At 50.4% G+C, this 18,141-nt stretch carries 18 protein-coding genes; 11 read left to right on the forward strand and 7 right to left on the reverse strand.

The window, feature by feature from the left end:
- Positions 1–592 precede the first annotated feature (592 nt).
- From LQ901_RS15005 to LQ901_RS15035, 7 genes are read left to right on the forward strand one after another with little or no spacing between them, the layout of a single operon-like run.
- Entirely contained in the window at positions 593–1,336 is a 744-nt protein-coding gene (locus LQ901_RS15005) for an SDR family NAD(P)-dependent oxidoreductase (protein WP_152136613.1), read from the forward strand.
- Between the two features lie 3 nt (positions 1,337–1,339).
- A complete protein-coding gene (locus LQ901_RS15010; protein WP_152136612.1) occupies positions 1,340–2,590 on the forward strand; it encodes an NAD(P)/FAD-dependent oxidoreductase in 1,251 nt (416 codons plus the stop codon).
- Entirely contained in the window at positions 2,587–3,339 is a 753-nt protein-coding gene (locus LQ901_RS15015) for a DUF1365 domain-containing protein (RefSeq protein WP_152135295.1), read from the forward strand. Before LQ901_RS15010 ends, LQ901_RS15015 begins: the two co-directional genes overlap by 4 nt.
- A 7-nt stretch (positions 3,340–3,346) precedes the next feature.
- Positions 3,347–4,600, forward strand: coding sequence for a cyclopropane-fatty-acyl-phospholipid synthase family protein (locus LQ901_RS15020; RefSeq protein WP_152135296.1), 1,254 nt, complete (start codon positions 3,347–3,349; stop codon positions 4,598–4,600).
- On the forward strand, positions 4,581–5,096 hold the full coding sequence (locus LQ901_RS15025) for a DUF2878 domain-containing protein (RefSeq protein WP_115150524.1): 516 nt from the start codon (positions 4,581–4,583) through the stop codon (positions 5,094–5,096). The genes LQ901_RS15020 and LQ901_RS15025 overlap by 20 nt, the downstream gene beginning before the upstream one ends.
- Positions 5,080–5,649: a chalcone isomerase family protein gene (locus LQ901_RS15030; RefSeq protein ID WP_152136611.1), complete on the forward strand. Its 570-nt coding sequence runs from the start codon at positions 5,080–5,082 to the stop codon at positions 5,647–5,649. The genes LQ901_RS15025 and LQ901_RS15030 overlap by 17 nt, the downstream gene beginning before the upstream one ends.
- Positions 5,646–6,176, forward strand: coding sequence for a DUF3833 domain-containing protein (locus LQ901_RS15035; protein ID WP_152135298.1), 531 nt, complete (start codon positions 5,646–5,648; stop codon positions 6,174–6,176). The genes LQ901_RS15030 and LQ901_RS15035 overlap by 4 nt, the downstream gene beginning before the upstream one ends.
- A 196-nt stretch (positions 6,177–6,372) precedes the next feature.
- Here LQ901_RS15035 and LQ901_RS15040 read toward each other — a convergent pair whose 3' ends face one another.
- Positions 6,373–7,731, reverse strand: coding sequence for a phosphatidylserine decarboxylase family protein (locus tag LQ901_RS15040; RefSeq protein WP_152135299.1), 1,359 nt, complete (start codon positions 7,729–7,731; stop codon positions 6,373–6,375).
- Positions 7,732–8,028: 297 nt separating this feature from the next.
- Complete coding sequence (locus LQ901_RS15045) at positions 8,029–9,252, reverse strand: DEAD/DEAH box helicase (protein ID WP_010863364.1); 1,224 nt, start codon at positions 9,250–9,252, stop codon at positions 8,029–8,031.
- Positions 9,253–9,436: 184 nt separating this feature from the next.
- Here LQ901_RS15045 and LQ901_RS15050 point away from each other — a divergent pair, with 184 nt between their 5' ends.
- A complete protein-coding gene (locus LQ901_RS15050) occupies positions 9,437–10,648 on the forward strand; it encodes an FUSC family protein (RefSeq protein ID WP_152135300.1) in 1,212 nt (403 codons plus the stop codon).
- Between the two features lie 93 nt (positions 10,649–10,741).
- On the opposite strand, the gene LQ901_RS15055 is transcribed toward LQ901_RS15050, so the two are convergent.
- Together LQ901_RS15055 and LQ901_RS15060 are read right to left on the reverse strand one after the other, a co-directional pair.
- On the reverse strand, positions 10,742–11,131 hold the full coding sequence (locus LQ901_RS15055; RefSeq protein WP_233672398.1) for a nuclear transport factor 2 family protein: 390 nt from the start codon (positions 11,129–11,131) through the stop codon (positions 10,742–10,744).
- Positions 11,132–11,160: 29 nt separating this feature from the next.
- Positions 11,161–11,331 carry a hypothetical protein gene (locus LQ901_RS15060; RefSeq protein WP_178088291.1) on the reverse strand — a complete coding sequence of 57 codons (171 nt, stop codon included), beginning with the start codon at positions 11,329–11,331 and terminating at the stop codon, positions 11,161–11,163.
- A 124-nt stretch (positions 11,332–11,455) separates the two neighbouring features.
- On the opposite strand from LQ901_RS15060, the gene LQ901_RS15065 reads away from it, so the two are divergent.
- Positions 11,456–12,625: an ADP-ribosylglycohydrolase family protein gene (locus tag LQ901_RS15065; protein ID WP_152135302.1), complete on the forward strand. Its 1,170-nt coding sequence runs from the start codon at positions 11,456–11,458 to the stop codon at positions 12,623–12,625.
- 140 nt (positions 12,626–12,765) lie between these two features.
- Positions 12,766–13,104 (forward strand): antibiotic biosynthesis monooxygenase, encoded by a 339-nt coding sequence (locus LQ901_RS15070; RefSeq protein WP_052181253.1) that lies wholly within the window; start codon positions 12,766–12,768, stop codon positions 13,102–13,104.
- Between the two features lie 68 nt (positions 13,105–13,172).
- Here LQ901_RS15070 and yjjG read toward each other — a convergent pair whose 3' ends face one another.
- Together yjjG and LQ901_RS15080 are read right to left on the reverse strand one after the other, a co-directional pair.
- Complete coding sequence (yjjG, locus tag LQ901_RS15075) at positions 13,173–13,856, reverse strand: pyrimidine 5'-nucleotidase (protein WP_010863358.1); 684 nt, start codon at positions 13,854–13,856, stop codon at positions 13,173–13,175.
- Positions 13,857–13,971: 115 nt separating this feature from the next.
- Positions 13,972–14,580 (reverse strand): TetR/AcrR family transcriptional regulator, encoded by a 609-nt coding sequence (locus LQ901_RS15080; RefSeq protein ID WP_152135303.1) that lies wholly within the window; start codon positions 14,578–14,580, stop codon positions 13,972–13,974.
- Positions 14,581–14,897: 317 nt separating this feature from the next.
- On the opposite strand from LQ901_RS15080, the gene LQ901_RS15085 reads away from it, so the two are divergent.
- Positions 14,898–15,935 (forward strand): alkene reductase, encoded by a 1,038-nt coding sequence (locus LQ901_RS15085; RefSeq protein ID WP_152135304.1) that lies wholly within the window; start codon positions 14,898–14,900, stop codon positions 15,933–15,935.
- Between the two features lie 174 nt (positions 15,936–16,109).
- Here the strand turns inward: LQ901_RS15085 and LQ901_RS15090 are convergent, their stop codons facing one another.
- Positions 16,110–17,669, reverse strand: coding sequence for a hypothetical protein (locus tag LQ901_RS15090; RefSeq protein WP_084978315.1), 1,560 nt, complete (start codon positions 17,667–17,669; stop codon positions 16,110–16,112).
- Positions 17,670–18,141 lie beyond the last annotated feature (472 nt).

Genomic DNA, 18,141 nt, shown 5'->3' on the forward strand with positions numbered 1-18,141 from the left:
AGGCGCCGAAAAGACGCAAGGGCTAATTCGTAGATTTAATTCAAGCGCGCACTTTTTAACCTAAAACAACAAAATCTACCCTATTTTAGGCGGTAACCACCACTGCCAAGCTCATTTTTCACACTAAAAAAACTATGTGTACCTCATTTACAGACTTCCTTGCTTATTTATTTTTTCCTCTTAGCTATCCCTTATTCGATATTCCCAATTTTATGAGACTGCGGAACCGGCTGGCGTTTCACCAACGCGCCATGCAACAACGTTGGCATTCACTAACTCGTAACGCACTAAAATGCATAAAAAACGTCCGCTTATTATATTTCACGCACAGGTGGTGAGTTTTTAAACATTTTACTTTACTTGCTATTAACAGATTGTCATAACCATAGAGAGGTAGACCAATGTCAGCTAGCAACGTACCGATATCAGTCTTCCTTATAGGTACACCCAATTTATGCAAACCAACGCTTTGGTAGAATGACAAGCTCGTAGCATGACAAGCTTGTAACGTGAAAAGTACTGTGATTTTTGACGCACATCTTTTGCTGTGCCGTTAAATGGCGTTATCGCAACCTGATGATGAGGCTGACCCATGACGCAACCGGATGATAATGCTGCCACCGTATCCCCACAACGCGTGTTAATCACCGGCGTAACCTCAGGCTTGGGTGAGCAATTGGCGCACGATTATTTGGCGCGTCACTGGCACGTCAGCGGTATCGGACGTAATCCGGAAAAAATTGCTCAACTTACCGCAGCCGGTATCGAGGTTTTTAGTGGCGACCTCATCGATGAACAGACCTATCAGCAACTGCCTGCTAGCCAGCAATGGGATGTGGTAATCCTCAATGCCGGCACCTGCGAATACATCGACGATCCGCTGCACTTTGATGCGGCCCTGTTTCACCGCGTTATCGAGACCAACGTGCAAAGCCTCGGCTACAGTTTGCACTATCTCCTGCCACATCTTGCGCCTCGAGCTAAATTGGTTTTCATCAGCTCGTCTGTCACTTGGTTACCGTTACCGCGCGCCGAAGCTTATGGCGCGTCAAAAGCTGCCGTGGATTATCTGGCCAAATCGCTACGCTTGGATCTGCGCCCACACGGCATTGATGTGTTACTGGTCAAACCCGGTTTTATCAAAACTCCGTTGACCGATAAGAACACCTTTCCCATGCCAGGGATCATCAGTGTCAAGGCCGCGTCAGCGCACATCATTCAAGGTATTGAAAAAAATCGAGCCGTTATTAGCTTTCCGACGCTATTTATTCTCAGCCTGAAATTGCTACAACATTTGCCGGAGCGCTGGTTGGCCCGCTTATTGAAAAGGACATAACCCATGGAACGGATCGCGATTATCGGCTCAGGGATTTCAGGTCTGACAGCGGCCCACTTGCTCGATGCGCATTATGACGTCACCTTGTTTGAAGCCGATTCACGCCTTGGTGGTCATACTCACACCCATGATATTGAACTCAATGGCCACCAATACTGCATCGACAGTGGCTTTATCGTGTTTAACGATCGCACCTATCCCCTGTTTAATCAGCTGCTCACCCGTATTGGCGTGCAAGCCCAGAAAACCGAAATGAGCTTTTCGGTGTGTGGACGTAACGATTTTGAATACAACGGACACAGCCTGAACACCTTGTTCGCTCGTCGTCGTCATTTACTCAGCCCGACCTTTTATCGTTTTATCGTTGAGATCTTACGCTTTAATCGCTTGGCCAGTGTCACCTTGCGTCAGATAGACGCCAACGATACCTCCACCTTGGGCACCTTTTTAAGCCGGCATGGTTTCAGCACCGTCTTTCAACAACACTATATATTGCCGATGGGGGCAGCTATCTGGTCAGCCAGCGTGCAGCAAATGCTGGCATTCCCTTTTTTGTTTTTCGCACGTTTTTTTGCCAACCACGGATTATTAAATGTCGCTGACCGACCTCAGTGGTATGTGATCCCTGGCGGCTCACGTCAATATATTGAGCCGTTGATAAAAGGGTTACGGGCTAAAATCTATTTATCCACCCCAGTGCTACGCGTAAGCCGTTCACCGGATGCGGTGCAGATAGATGCTGGCGGTGAAACACACACCTTCAGTAAAGTGATTTTTGCTTGTCATAGCGATCAAGCGCTGGCTCTGCTACAAGCGCCAACACCGGATGAGCAGCATATTCTGGGTGCGCTGCCGTATGCGGAAAATGAAGCGGTGCTGCACACCGATACGGGCGTGTTACCCGCGCGCCGCTTAGCGTGGGCCAGTTGGAACTACCGCTTGCAACCGGATCTGCAAGCATTACCGCAAATCACCTATAACATGAATATCCTGCAAGGTATTCGCTCGAAAGAGACCTTCTGTGTCACCTTGAACCCGCGCTTTCCGATTGCTGAGGAGCGCATTATCAAGCGCTTGCGTTACCACCACCCAACCTTTACCTCGGAAGGGATCTGGGCACAGCAGCAGCGTGAGCGGATCTCCGGCGTTAACCGGACCTATTTTTGTGGCGCTTACTGGTATAACGGGTTTCACGAAGACGGGGTGCGCAGTGCCGTTGATGTCGCGCGACGACTCGGGGTGGTGTTTCCATGACGATCCCTACCGCCCATTCTGATGGCACACAACACACGCTGTACTGGCACGGCGAGGTGCTGCACAGCCGCCGCTCACCAAAACACAATGTCTTCAAGTACCGCGTGTATATGCTGGGTAAATGGCTCGATGATTTGCCGGAGCACCAAAATTGGGTCGCCAGCCGGTTAGGCCCGTTTCCCCTGTTGAGCTTTTACCGCGCGGATTACCTTCCCGGCATCGGCTCATTGCGCCAAGCCGCGCGCGATAAAGCGCGCCAACTCGGTGCAATACTGGATGATGACGCAGCCGTGCTATTTATTGGTAACGCGCGCTGTCTTGGTGTGTATTTCAGCCCAGTGAACTTTTATCTGCTCATGCACCAGCAACAACTGCGTTATTTACTCGCCGAGGTATCCAATACCCCTTGGGGCGAACGTGACTACTATCTGGTACCGTTACCGGCAGAAGCGGTGCAAACAGCCAAAGCATTCCACGTGTCACCCTTTATGCCGATGGATATGCGCTACCAATGGCAAATTCATTATGATCCGGCCCATTTTTCTGTGGGCATCACCAATCTTGATAATCAGAGTCAGCAAGCGGTCTTTCATGCTCGTTTGTCATTGCACGCACAACCCGTAACGCCGAGCAGTACGCGGCAGTTGTTACGCTGCTTCCCTGCGATGACCTTGAAAGTGGTTCTTCTTATTTACTATCAGGCAGCCAAGATGCTGTTCAAAGGCTTTCGTTTTTATCCGCATCCGTGAGGCCCGTATGGATTCAGCCCGTATACAGACCCTGTCATCGGTTAATAACCACGCCCGTAAGCTGGTATTGCAATTTTTACACGCCATCACCTGTGGCACCTTGATTATTCATGATGACCATTTTGGCGGACTGACGATTCAGCGCGATGACAGCATCAGCGCGACATTAACGGTACATGATCCTCTGTTTTATCGCCGACTGCTCTGGGGAGGTGATGTGGCTGCCGGTGAAATGTGGATGCGCGGACAATGGAGTAGCCCTGATCCGGTGCAAGTGATCCGTTTGCTGGCACGTAATCAGGCCGTATTTGATAAGCTCGAAGCGCGATTACGCTGGCTCACGACGCCGCTAAATCGCCTACGCCATTTTTTCACCCGCAATACTCTGCGCGGTGCGCGCAAAAATATCGCTCAGCATTACGATCTGGGCAATGACATGTACCAGCTGTTTCTCGACCCCGAGATGCAGTACTCCTCCGCGCTGTTTAGCCACCCGGAGCAAACGCTGGCTGACGCGCAGTACAACAAACTCGAGCGCATCTGCCAGTCATTGGATTTACAGGCGCAAGATCACCTGCTGGAAATCGGCAGTGGTTGGGGCGGCTTGGCGATCTATGCCGCGCGCCATTATGGTTGTCGCGTCACTACAGTGACCTTGTCACAAGAGCAGTTTGAGTTTGCCAACGCGCGTATTCACGCCGAAGGGTTGCAAGATAGGATCACCCTCTTATTACAGGACTACCGCCATATCCAAGGTCAGTTTGATAAGGTGGTGTCGATTGAGATGATTGAGGCGGTCGGGGAAGCTTTTTTGCCCAGTTACTTTACCCAGATCTCAACACTCCTCGCTCCCCAAGGGCGTTTTCTGATCCAAGGAATCACCATTCGCGATCAACGCTATCAGGTGTACCGCTCGCAAACCGATTTTATCCGCCGCTATATTTTCCCCGGCGGTTTTCTGCCCAGCCTGACTGTGATCCTCGATACCCTCACCCGCCATACCGATCTGAATGTGGTTCAGGTGCATGACTTCGGCCATCACTATGCTAAGACGCTGCATATCTGGCGCGATGCCTTTAATGCCAAGGCGGCAGCCATACAACAACTCGGCGCCTCAGATGAATTCATGCGCCTATGGGACTTTTACTTTGCTTACTGCGAGGCTGGATTTTTAGAACGCGCCATCAGCGTGGTGCATATCACTGGCTGTAAGCCGGGGTCACAGGCATGGAACTCTCTCGATGCCACTCTTTCGCGCTAAGTATTGGCGTTGGATCCACTTCTTCGCCTTCGAGCTGTACTGGCTGGCCGCTGTCAAATTCCATGCGAACGGCGTTTGCCTGCTGCTCGCACTGTTGCATCTGGCGCTAACGCCCACACCTCGGCGCGATCTGCGGATTTTGCCGTTGTCACTGCTTGGTATCGGCGTTGATTTTTTGCTGACTTATTCTGGGGTCTTTGTTTTCCCGAGCGGTTTCCCATTATGGATGGTGGCGGTTTGGGTCGGGTTTATTCTGGCTCTGCCACATGGGTTAGGCTGGTTATTTGAGTTTCACCTAGGCTGGCAAATCGTTTTTGGCGCGCTCGGGGGCGCACTCTCCTATTTTTCTGCATATGCTTTGGGAGTAGTCCGTTTTGGTTATCCGCTCATGCTGGTGATCATCGGCATTGCCGCCATCTGGGCGCTGCTGCTGCCGTTGCTGATTCACTTGGCCCGGATCATTTCAACGAGGTATCCCGATGCCGTTTCTGACTGATTATCGCCAAGCGCTGTGTTTTCAACGCCAGTTTCGTTTCCTATCGATTAGCCTTTTGGCTCTGGGCTTGTTCGCCGCATGCGGATTTAGCTCTGCGCTCTATGCATTACCCACACAGCAATTAAAACCGGTCGGCCAAGGCACCATGAATTGGCTATGGGCCGATATTTACAGCGCAACCTTGCTCAATCGCAGCGGTATTTACCAACCCAATGTCTATCCCGTTGCGTTATCCATTTCGTATTTCACGGATATCGATGACGAAGATTTGATCAGCGCTACCCGCGATGAATGGGAGCGCCTCGCGATCCAAACGCCAGCCGTGCGCGAACGCTGGCTCACGCAACTGGAACAAATCTGGCCGGATATTCGCGCCTACGACACCCTCACGTTTTATGCCACCAGCGCGGATAGCGCTGAGTTCTACCATAACGCACAACGCATCGGCCAAATTCGCTCACCACAATTTAGTCCCTCGTTTTTGGCTATCTGGTTATCGGACAACAGCTTAAAGCCGGCGTTAACCCGGCAACTTAAAGGAGAAAAACCATGAAAGCACTTTCCCTGTTGCTGGCGGCCGGTATGGTGGTCGGCTGCGGCGTCAAACCGGAGAACTATGCTGGCAAAGCGCCGGAGTGGGATCTGCCTACTTTCTTTAATGGCAACTTGGTCGGCTATGGCATCGTAACCGACCGCCGCGGTGAAGTGCAGCGGCGTTTTAGCGTTACCATGCAAGGGATCTGGAGCTCACCGGAAAAAGGAGAGCTGCATGAACAGTTTTTATTTGATGACGGTAAAAAACAAGAGCGCATCTGGTATTTGCAGAAGGTCAATCAGAAGTGGCAAGGCACCGCAGGTGACATTGTCGGTACTGCTGGCGGTAGCACCTATGGGTTTGCCATGAACTGGAACTATACCCTAGATCTGGAGCTCAGCAGTGGTCAGCGTGTGAACGTGAAATTTGATGATTGGATGTATCTGATTGATCAGCAGCGGCTGATTAATAAAGCCGAAATCACCAAATTCGGTTTTAAAGTCGGCGAAGTGATTATCTATATAGAACAAAAACCCAAAACTTAAATAGATACATGACTTAAAAACGAGAAAAAGGAAAAGCCGCAACACCTGTTCCGACTTTTCCTTTTATGCGTACATTTACGCGCATATACATGCAGCGTCCATACAAACAGAACGCGCATACATGCAAAGCAATAACATTTAGCGTATAGAGCCGTAAGCAAATTAAAATAACCTAACTTACGGCACTACTCTGACACTATTTATTTTTTACCGTTGCAATGCGTGAACATACTGGAATATTAGTCGCATCCAATCCTGGTTTTGTATTATGGAAATCGAATTCCAACTCAACACTTGGTTTAAATACCAAGCAGTGAGTAGAACCACCGAAGTGGAACATGCCTAACTCATCGCCTTTATTAATGTGCTGGCCTTCTTTAACGGTAACATCACAAGAAGATACTTCCGCCATACCGATAGCAATGAAACACATTAAACCAATTTTTGGATTATCCGACTCAATGAAGATCAACGAACGTGTCGCAACAGCAGATAAGAATGGCTGTGAATTATTTGGTGCACTGTCATCTGCGCCATTTTCATTCTCAAAACCTTGGTTACGGTTACCTAAATAGTAAGAGCCGTTCACCATTTTGACTTTTTTGACGATACCGCTTACCGGGCTATTCCAGCGGTGATAACTCAAGGCGCTCAAAAACGCTTGGTAAACAGTACCCCCAACAAACTCCGCCGCTTCTGGCTCGAAGTCCATCATGTTTTCCAGTGAATACTCTTGCCCTTTCAGCCAGAATTTCGATGACTGTTTAACATTTTTGACCACTTGCAACGGCGCGGATTCACAGGCATTGGCAATCACATCGTCACCTTCAGCGACCGGTCTTACGCCAGGCACAAAGGTACGGGTGAAGAAATCATCCCATGATTTGAAGCCGTAGTACTTATCACTTGGATCGCAATTGAAGAAGTGTTCGAATGGTTTTTGACGATTTGGTGAGTTAGCCGGCTCAGCTTGGCAAGCCACAGAAATCATTTCGGTACGCGCATTTTCACTCAGCCAACCAAATACTTTTGGTGTCCGCTCAGGGAAATTATCGACCAATACAGAGCGAGATGCTTCGGATGATAAATACTCACTCCAATAAGTCAGGATTTTTTTGAACTGCTGGTTCACTAATTCATTCGCGAAAAATGCATAGCCGGAGTTAGTCGCCATCGGCCAATCCAGCAACGCGTTAATCGGGAAACCAATTAGACCACACGGCTCCAACGCACCGGTTTTAGGATCCAAATACTCAGTGCACTCAGGTGCTTGAGTCATCACTTGATTTAACAGTTGGATAAACTCGTTGAAGTCTTTAACTTCTGGGGTACCAATGGGTGTTAATTTTTTCTGCGCTAATGCTTCCGTGAACATGGCGGCAGCAAGACGGGAGAGTTCAGGATCACCTTGCACTAATTCTTGGAACTCTTTAACCGGCTGAACCAGCTCTGCATTTTTATCAATTCTGGTTTTTTGATCTTTTATCCATGCTGCGATGTGATTTTTGTTTTTTGGCAACCAGTTACCACTGTGACTTTTTTTATTAATGCTCATAACTATGCCTCTTCTGATGGCGCGTTTAATAACTGCGCCGCTATATGACGGTAAATACTAACTTTTAAGCAGTATAGGCACAGTGAACAAAAAGAAACCAAGCCAAAACAAACACGCATTGTATCTCTGTGTTTCGTGGTGTGTATATGAATGCAGCAGTCATAACTAAATATCAAATCATGAAAGCGGGCCGAATTTAGAGAATAAATCGGTGTGGGCGTTCTACCGGTAGAGAGCGAGAGCTCGGGATGAAGGGATAACACAGGCCCAACACATGATGCGATGAGCCACAGAAGATCAGCGCTTTTTACGTCCGCCCGCTTTGCCCAGTGCTAACTGACGCGCGCGCTGTTTATCCGAGCCTCGGCGCCGCGCCGGCGCAACTTCACGGGTTAAATCGGGTTCAAACCCCGGATACCACTGCTGTGGCAAACGTGTGTCGAGCAAGTCTTCGATCGCCGTCAACAAGCGCTGATCGGCATCATTGTATAAGCTGATCGCTAATCCACTATGCCCTGCACGACCGGTACGGCCAATCCGGTGCACATAATCTTGCGCGCTAAACGGCAACTCCAAGTTGATCACACACGCTAACTGCGCAATATCTAAACCGCGCGCCGCCACATCGGTCGCCACCAGCACGCGAACCTCACCGGCAGCAAAATCGGCCAACGCCTTGTCGCGCACCGCTTGTGATAAATCCGCATGCATTGGCCGCGCCGCAATAGACTGCTGTTGTAACCAAGTGGCCACTTTGTCACAGCCTTCACGTGTCCGGCTAAATACCAGCACTTGCGGCCAGCTCTCGGTTTGTAGCAAATGCGCCAGTAATCCCAACTTACGCTCTTGATCTACCACATACACGCGCTGCTCAATACGCTCGATGGGCGTGCTGTTATTGCTGATATCAATGCGCTGCGGTGAGCGCAGCATCTTGCCGGCCATGCGATGAATGTCATCACTCAGTGTGGCGGAAAACAGCAGTGTCTGACGCTCAGTAGAAACCTGACGGACCACATCACGGATTTCATCCCGAAAGCCCATGTCGAGCATCCGATCGGCTTCATCAAACACCAAAAAACGCACATCACGCAGATGCACCACACCCTGTCGCAGGTAATCGAGCAAACGTCCTGGCGTTGCAATCAGTATATCCGCGCCGGTTTTCAGCTCACGCGATTGCGTGGCCAAACATGCGCCGCCATACACCACCACACTGCGAAGCGCGGTATGTTGGGTAAAGGCTTCCATATTATCTTGCACTTGACGCGCCAGCTCACGGGTTGGCACCAAAATCAGCGCACGCGGCGCCTTAGCCGCCGGTTGTTCCAGTAATTGCTGAATAATCGGTAGCGCAAAGGCCGCCGTTTTACCGGTACCGGTTTGTGCGCTCGCGAGAATATCTTGCCCTTGCAAAATCAGCGGGATCGCCTGCTGCTGGATAGGCGTTGGTTGGTGATAGCCTAATTGCGTCAGCGTCTGCAATAAAGGAGCCACCAGATTCAGGGAGGAAAAAGACATGCGCACACTTCTCGGTCAGTAAAACAGCGCGCGATTGTACCTGTCTGCACGCTGCGATGCCACCGCTAGACACACCGTACTCGGCCAGTATTCATTAGCAGATACATTTATTAGCAACTGTTTATTTGCTATTACGCTAACTGATTATGATACTTTCCGATCTGTTTGTTTGCCGATATTCAGCATGAATTTTATCTCCTTTCGCGAGGAGTTCGCCGTTATCCGGCGTGAACTGCTCATCTCCTGTGAAAAAATAAAAGCCCTCGATTTTTCCTACAGCAACGTATTATCGGCGGTCTTGTCGGTCGGATTGGCTATCTTGATCTGCCATCTTCTGCGCATGGAATATTCCACGTGGGCGGCCTTCAGTGCCTATGTGATCATGCGGCCAGTCTTTAAGCAAACCTGGCACCGCGGGCTGCTGCGGATCGCCGGTACCTTACTCGGTGCGCTGTGCGCAATTGGCTTTTTACTGTTGTGCCGCACCGAGTTGAGCTTAGCTCTATTATGTACTGCCATTTTGCTGGTCAATACCGCAACGGCCTATTACACCAATGTGGCGTCTGATGAGTACAATTACGCGATTTTGTTTTTTGGGCTGACCTTTACCCTGATTGTCAGCTATGCCTATGTTTATCCAGATACTGACATTTTCCATATTGGCATGATGCGTACTGGCGATGTGATGATTGGCTCACTCTCTACCATTGCGGTGGGCATGCTGATCCAACGTATTTGGCCAGATCCGGCTCCAGTTGCCGCTAACTCGAAGACGCATTCCGAACCCACAACTTCGGCACCAAAAACCACAGCCGCGATTGCCTCTGTCAGCGCGCCAACTAAAGCGGTGAGCTGGCCGTTTTGCCATTTGCACTTTTTGTTTGCCCTGCTGGCTGGCGTCACTATTACACTGATGCCGCTATCGACTTTGGTACATCACAACTCGCTGTTTATTCAAGCGGCGGTGAGTATTTTGGCGGTATCCAACCAGCCACGCTCGGTACAGGCCGATGATTTGCCGATCTCTACCGCACGCAAGCTGATTTACCGAGCGACCGGCTGCTTTTTAGGTGGGGTTGTGGGCATTATCTGTAACCTGTTCAGCGTGGCCGCCGACTCGTATGCCCTGTTGGTGTTCTTGACCTTACTGGGAACTGCCTTTGGCCGCATCATTCAAGACAGCAGCAAAACTGCCTCGTATGTCGGTACCCAATTTACCGTTGGTTTGCTGATGGTGTGCGTGCATGACACCACCCAATTAGTGAATGACAGTTACGGAGTATACCGCTTCGCCGGTGTCTTTATGGGCTTCCTGATTTTTGTCCCTGCGCTGTTTATTCTGGCCAGTCTGTTTTACCGCTACGGCAGCAAACCGCAGCACCCCACAGAGGCGTAACACCTCAGCTGACGGCGTGCAAAGCGCCGTCATTTCCCCGCACTCAAAACCTATCTCGGTTCAAAACTCAAAAACAGCGCAATTCACTGTTATTCAATAAACGTCGCTTAGCCCTTGTCGCCACGCCGGCTGTTCATCGGCAAATGCCCAGTAAGTGGTAATGGCACAAATCTGATTGGCGCGAAACGCAAACAACGAAGTGGCGAAAAAATGGTCATCGCAATCTGGGCTAATCACATGCGTAATGCTCAAAACCTGCCCGTTATCCAATGCGTTGATGGTATACGGCAAAAAGTGCCACTGTCCGGGGAATTGTTCATTCACGTGGATAAAAGGCGCGCGACCGGCAAACAATTCGCGGCTAGTAGGCCAAACCACACTCACATCGTCGGTTAATAGCGTTCCGGCTAAGTGAAATTGGCCGTGATCAAACGCATCCCAAAACTGCGTGACTAACGCCACTTTCTGCGTAGCATCCAGCATTATCTTTCCTTCCTTGTCCTTAATCGCGCCTAGTATTTCTCACTGATTGTGGCATAGCACTCACCGCCTTGCTCAAGCAGGATTCCGCTTTGTTTTGTCGCTCCCAAAAAAGCGCTCAGAAAATAGCGCCAGCGCACATAGCCATTCTCTCTGTTTATCGGCGCAAGAGCCGCAGACTCATCTGCATGAAAACGCGACATGTATTTTTATCCTGTATATCCCTGCCTGTTAAAGGGAGATAAGCTGTATTCGTACCTTATTGACGATCAATGAATCACCACCTGACCGCGCATTTTTACCTACGGTCACAAGCACGGATTTCTTATGGATAAGCATTACTCTGCCGCGTTAACCACTCACTCGCCGACACACAGCACCAGCGCTGAGCATACTCACCTGAAATTTTTGGGATGCTTACTTGGCGGCGCGATCGGCGATGCGTTGGGTGCGCCGGTCGAGTTTATGAAACGCAGCGCTATCTTGTCGCAATTTGGCCCTGAAGGGATCACCACCTACGCCCTAGCGTTCGGCGGCTTAGGGCGCATCACTGACGATACGCAAATGACTTTGTTTACCGGCGAGGGATTACTGCGTGGTTGGGTGCGCAGTTGTCTACGCGGTATCGGCGCTGATCTGCCGGCCATTACCGCGCACGCCTATCTGCGCTGGTTGCAAACACAAGGTGAGCGCCCGTATTGTCAAAGCGATCTAGGCACGGAGTATTCCGGTTGGCTGGTCACTCACCATGATCTGCATGCACAGCGCGCCCCAGGACATACCTGCATTTCAGCGCTACGCCTGATGACCAGTTTTGGGCAGCCGGCACAAAATAACAGCAAAGGATGTGGTGGTGTCATGCGCGTCGCGCCGGTCGGTTTGTATATGCAGCGCTTACATCAAGCACAGCATCCAGCCCAGACATTTGAGCTTGGCAGCCAACTGGCAGCACTGACCCACGGGCATCCCACAGGCATCTTATCCGCTGGCGTATTTGCGTTATTAATCCAGCAATTAGCCAATGGCGCAACGCTGTCAGAAGCATTAACCGTGGCCATGACGCATCTTTGCCAACACGCCGGACATGAAGAAACGTTGCATGCCTTACTGCGCGCCCAGCAGCTGGCAGCACAACCGCGCGCAGCCGCGGAGGCCATCGCACAATTAGGCGAAGGCTGGGTGGCCGAAGAGGCACTGGCGATCGCCGTGTATTGCGCTCTGACCGCCGAGAATTTCTCGCAAGGGGTTATCCACGCAGCCAACCATGACGGTGACTCGGACTCCACCGCCGCCATGACCGGCAATTTACTGGGCACGCTGTATGGCGCGCAAGCACTGCCTTCTGGGTGGTTAGAACCGCTCGAGTTGCACGATGTAATAGCCGAGCTGGCCGAGGATTTGTACCACTTTCCGACTTGGCCATTAACTGATACGTATTCATCTGCGCAAGAGCAAACCCAATGTGATTATCTGTGGCAGAAATACCCTGGCTACTAGCTGTATAAGCGGCTCGCCATAAAAAACGAAACTCCCTATACCGACACATTTTTTCACGCTTACTTGCAGAGAAAAACGGTAGGGTTCGGTATAACGCCTCACTCAGATTGGTTGGTTGCCTCTTAACACGAGCATTGGCTATGCAAGACATTTACATCGCGACTTTTATTTTTCAGAAAAAAGAGTATGACGACGAGTTTTACGCGCTAGACGATAAAATCGCCGACTATGCCAAGCAAAGCGAAGGTTATCTTGGCGACGAGAGCTATGAAAATCCACAAACTGGACAGCTGATTAACCTGTATTACTGGCAGGGTAAACAAGGCATGGAAGATGTCATTCACAACAAGCTGCACGGTGAAGCGAAATCCAAGCAAGCTCGCTGGTTAAATGGCTATCAGGTCACCATTTCCAAGTTGGAAGCCGCTTACAATGATGGCGTATTGCCACATCCTCTGGCGCATATCAAACCGCGCTAATCGGTATGTGTGAGATCGCATGCAAAAAGGCGCCATGTAGGCGCCTTTTGTCTTGATTACACGACTATTTACGCTTTGAACACAATGTCATGTAACTCATGTAAGCTGCGAACTTGGTAATTTGGCGTAATATGCGCCGGTTGCGCTTGCTCAGTACGGTTCAACCAGCAAGTATGCAGGCCCGCATTCAGACCGCCAAGAATATCCGAGTCAGGGTTATCACCCACCATCAAAACTTTGTCGCGCAGCGGATCACCCATCAGCCGCAAAGCGTGGTCGAAAATTTTACGGTCAGGTTTCGCGACCCCCACCTCTTCCGACACCACCAAAATATCAAAGTGATCCTGCAAACCGGTATTTTGCAGGCGCACCTGCTGTAACTCGGTAAAGCCGTTAGTAATAATGCCTAAATTAACGCGCCCTTTTAGGGTATCCAGCAGCTGAACTGCCCCCTCTAGCGGCGTGCAGATTGTTGCCATCGCTTGTTGGAAAGCGTCATTCAGCGTCTGCGGAGTCACGTCTAACCGCTCAGCCCATTGTGAGAAACGGCGCGTTTGTAAATCCATCGACGTGATCGTACCGTTTTGGTATTCCACCCACAGCGGCTTATTGCGTAACTCATACTCGGCATAATCTTCACGGGAAAAATCAACACCGAAACCGGCAAACATCTGTTTCAGTCCGCTGAATGAATCAAAATGAAACAAGGTTTCATCAGCATCAAACAACACCCATTCATACTCAGCAACCATGATCTTTTCCTACTTCGCCGCGCTCTTCGCTAAAGCCGTGAGGATATGTCAACCCACACGGAAATTCAAACCGTGCCTCACAGCGAAATGCGTGATTAGCAACCGGTTGCCTAACTTACTGTGACGCGTCTAACACTACCTGCGCACTAACATACGGCATAGCCTGCAATCCACCCATCAGCTGCGCCACTACGGCATGTAGCGTTTCGCGCTCAGGATGACATTTAGCGACCGTCACCAAGCCTTGAATGCCGGTCATCAAATACAAGGTTAATACCTCGATATCTCGCTCGAGCGGCACTTCACCTAACTTTTGCGCGCGCAGCAACACCGCACGAAAATCCTGCTCCATATGGTGATAAATCAGCGCTAGCTGAACGCGCAAATCCGCATCTTCGCCGAGCTCCAATAAGCTGCGGGTCACCAGACACACACCCTGCACCATCTCACCGGCCACCAAATTTAAATAATGATGCAGCGCCGCAAGCGGCGAAGGATCCGCCGTCAGCATCTGCTGGCGAAAACGGCTACGTTCAGCCACATAATGTTCAATCGCTGCCAAAAACAGACCGCGCTTATTCCCAAACGCGGCATAAATACTGCCCGGGTGCAGGCCGGTGGCAGCCACCAGCTGCTGCATCGTAGTTTTGCTGTAACCATGGGCGCGGAAAGTTTCCATCGCCTGAACTAACACGGCATCGCGATCAAATTCAGCACTGCGCATTGATCCCTATCCTTCCATTCACTTATCGGTATGGGGTTTCGCTTTCAGTTTTGAGTCAACATTGAAGCAAAATGTGATGGTGATTTAGCCAGTTACACCTGCTGGCGGTTCTCGCGCTCACAGCCTGCACTTCACCAGAGAACGTTGTTCTGAATCAACCATTCAAGCGCCTTAGTTTACTCCAGCCGCATAGCCAAACCAACCTATCTTGAACAATCATTCAAAAACCACTTGCGCGACATCAAAAAAAGATCTTGAATATACGTTCAAGAAAGGTAACCCATCCTGAATGGATGAAGAATTGCGAGTGATAGACAATGAATATGCTGCTAGAACCCTACACACTGAACGCCAGCCTGACTCTGGCCAACCGTTTTGTGATGGCGCCAATGACCCGTTGTATGGCCGCTGAAGGTTTACTGGCCACCCCTGAAATGGCGGCTTACTACGCTCGCCGCGCAGACATGGGGTTAATCATTTCGGAAGCAGTGCTGATCCGCCCTGATGCGCAAGGCTACCCTAATATGCCGGGGATTTTTACTGACGAACAGATCTCAGCTTGGCATGCCGTGACCGATGCCGTACATGCGCGCAACGGTAAAATCATGGCGCAATTGCTCCATGTCGGACGCGTATCGCACAGCTATTTCCACGGTCAAACCCCGGTAGCCCCTTCCGCGATAGCATTAGAAGGCACGCTGCCACGGATGCGTGAGCTGACCTATCCGGTTCCACGCGCCTTAACCGCCGATGACATTGTACAGTTGGTCGAAGATTTTGCTGTGGCCGCCGAAAATGCCATCGCCGCCGGTTTTGATGGCGTTGAAATTCACGGTGCCAATGGCTATCTGATTGATCAATTCCTGCACTATGACACCAACCACCGTGACGATGTATACGGCCAAACACCTGAGAACATGAGCCGCTTTGTATTGGAAATTATCGATGCGGTCAGTGCACGGATCGGCGGTGAGCGGGTCGGGCTGCGATTGGCACCTGCTGCGTTTGTGCTGATTAAACCGGATGCTCGTGATCGCGCGGTGTTCGATCACTTGTTACACGAATTGGATCAGCGTCCACTGGCCTACTTGCACGCTGCCATCAACGATGACACCGCAGAAATCGATTATCTGGGTGGGCGTGTTAGCGATTATCTGCGTGCCCGCTATCACGGCACCTTGATTGCCGTCGGCAACCTAACCCCTGAAGCAGCCGAGCGCGCCGTGGATAGAGGCCGTTTTGATCTGGCAGCGATCGGTCGCCCGGTGCTGGCAAACCCTGACTACATTGATCGTCTGCGTAGCCAAGCGCCACTGGCCGACTTCCAAGATAGCATGCTGGCCACCTTATTCTGAGTGCGGCTTCAGCGTGAGTCGGCACGACTAACGCTCAACGCACGTATACCCAGCAATGAAAATCGGCAGACCGGTTATTCACCGGCCTGCCGATTTAAGCTCACTTAACATGAGTGACAATGTGGGCAACACGAACGGTATACCGTACCCAACAGGTTTAACGCCCAGCTCGCATCAAGGTTGTAGCGTTTGCAAGCAGGTGGCATTTTCCTTATTCACCGCAATCACTTTACCATTTGCGGAAATTTTCAGGTATTCGGTCAACAAAGCAGCATCACCAGCTCGACATTGGTCGCCTGCCGCAGAGAGCTGATTGTCACGCAAAATCATGACTGGATAGCCTTGCTCCAAATCTTGCACAAAGAGCGCACTGGTAGCGGCATCGCGACTGGTTCCCCCTAATACGAGCTCTTCTGGTTCGCTCGGCATTTCATGCAGCGCAGCATCCACCAGCAATACAGTCCGTGATTCGGTATCCCCATTCACCGATAACCAAATACGACTGCCATCCTCAGACATGCCATAAATCGGCAAATAGACATCCGGCTCGGCAATCACATCATGCAGATTTTTGCGCCCCTTGGCATTAAAGCGCCACAATTGCGGCATCTCAAATGATTGGCCGGGCTTCAGCGCGCTATAAGCGAAAGCTTGTTTACCGTCTCGCGATAACCCCGCAGACGACTCCATCCCATCCAGCAACTCGACGCCTTTGCCAACTTGCCATAAGACCGCTTGCGTGCTCAGCGGCGTAAAAGCCTCACTGGCCGACATTCCTGCCGCCTTAATAATACGCTGGCGGAACGCCGCAAAATCGGGCTCAGCACCATTTTGTGGTTTTTCCAACAACCCGGCACTGTCTAAGTCGGCAAAACCATTATCGGCTATCCACAAAAACGGCTGCCAGACCGGCTCGGCGGTATGCGCGACATAACCAGCAATCCGTTGACCATCATGACTAACCGCGACCACTTCGTAATAGCCGAACTCGTCTTGGCCATCAAACGGCATACTGTTCATGAATGCCTGCGCCTGCTGATTTTGCTGCAACGATTTCAACGTCGCGCGGTAATGCTCACCGAGAACCACGTTACCATCGCCGCTGGTAAACACCGGCTCATTGAGCATCGCCGGCAATGGCGTAAAGCCACCGGCTTCTGTCCACATAAAACCGCGGGTCAGATCACTGGGTGAAGCCTGATACCAACCGATGATCGTCCGGCCATCATTGCTCATATCCGAAACCCCAGAGATATGAGCCTTTCCTGCAGGAATTAACGGCTGTAAACCCTTCGTGGTTTGCCAACGCATTGCGTGTAATTGGCCGTCGTGCCCCGTGGCTAACGCCAATACCGTACCATCATCGGATAAGCGTGCCGTACTAGGTACATAGTAGCTACCCGCCGGCAATCCCAGTTTGCTCTCTTTGCCTTGCGCGCGAATCGCCAACTGTTCTGCACCGCGCAATACCCACTGCTCATGCAGCGGTAACAATGTACGTAGCGTATTGGCTAAGGTAACCACTCCTGAAGACTGCGGCGCATTATTTCCCGGCGTATTAAGCAGTTGCACTGATCCATCGTACGATAGCAGTTCGACTTGCCGGTCTTGCAGTACAGCGTCCACCGGTTTCACCACAGCGGTAGTGTCAGGGGTTTCTGACGCCGCCCATGCCACCGAATTGAGACTCAGCAGCAACGCCATGGCAAATGGCTTACGCGAAAAATGCAGCATATGAAAATCCATTTATTAATTAGTAATATAAATACATGCGTATTCTAACTGAGAAGCCGCAGCCAGCAAGTGAACAATTTTGCGATTTGCAAATATCCAGCATGGAATGAATCAATAAAAATCAGTTTTGTGATCAATAGCGATAAACGCACACTTATCGCCATGCAGCCTCACGGATTTACACTTAATAATATAAGCACTGATATTCCGCCCACTAACTTATTGCATTTAAAATAGGAAAGGATAAAGAGATGAAAATAAAATCCGCGCGAAGTTATATTTACAACAATAAGTCACATTAATTTTAATCTCTAATTATCCACAAAACCCATGTATTGGGCACGATGCATGGTTAGAAACTAAAGCGATACCGGAAGCGAAAAGAAGTCGAACCGAGTTTTAGCATCCGAAAATTAACCCATCTCATCGTTCTAAATAGACAACTGATAATATTGGTGCGTCTTTTTTGTAT

The organism is Plesiomonas sp. PI-19 (assembly GCF_021368255.1).
In the GTDB taxonomy this organism is placed as follows: domain Bacteria; phylum Pseudomonadota; class Gammaproteobacteria; order Enterobacterales; family CAMTGL01; genus Plesiomonas; species Plesiomonas shigelloides.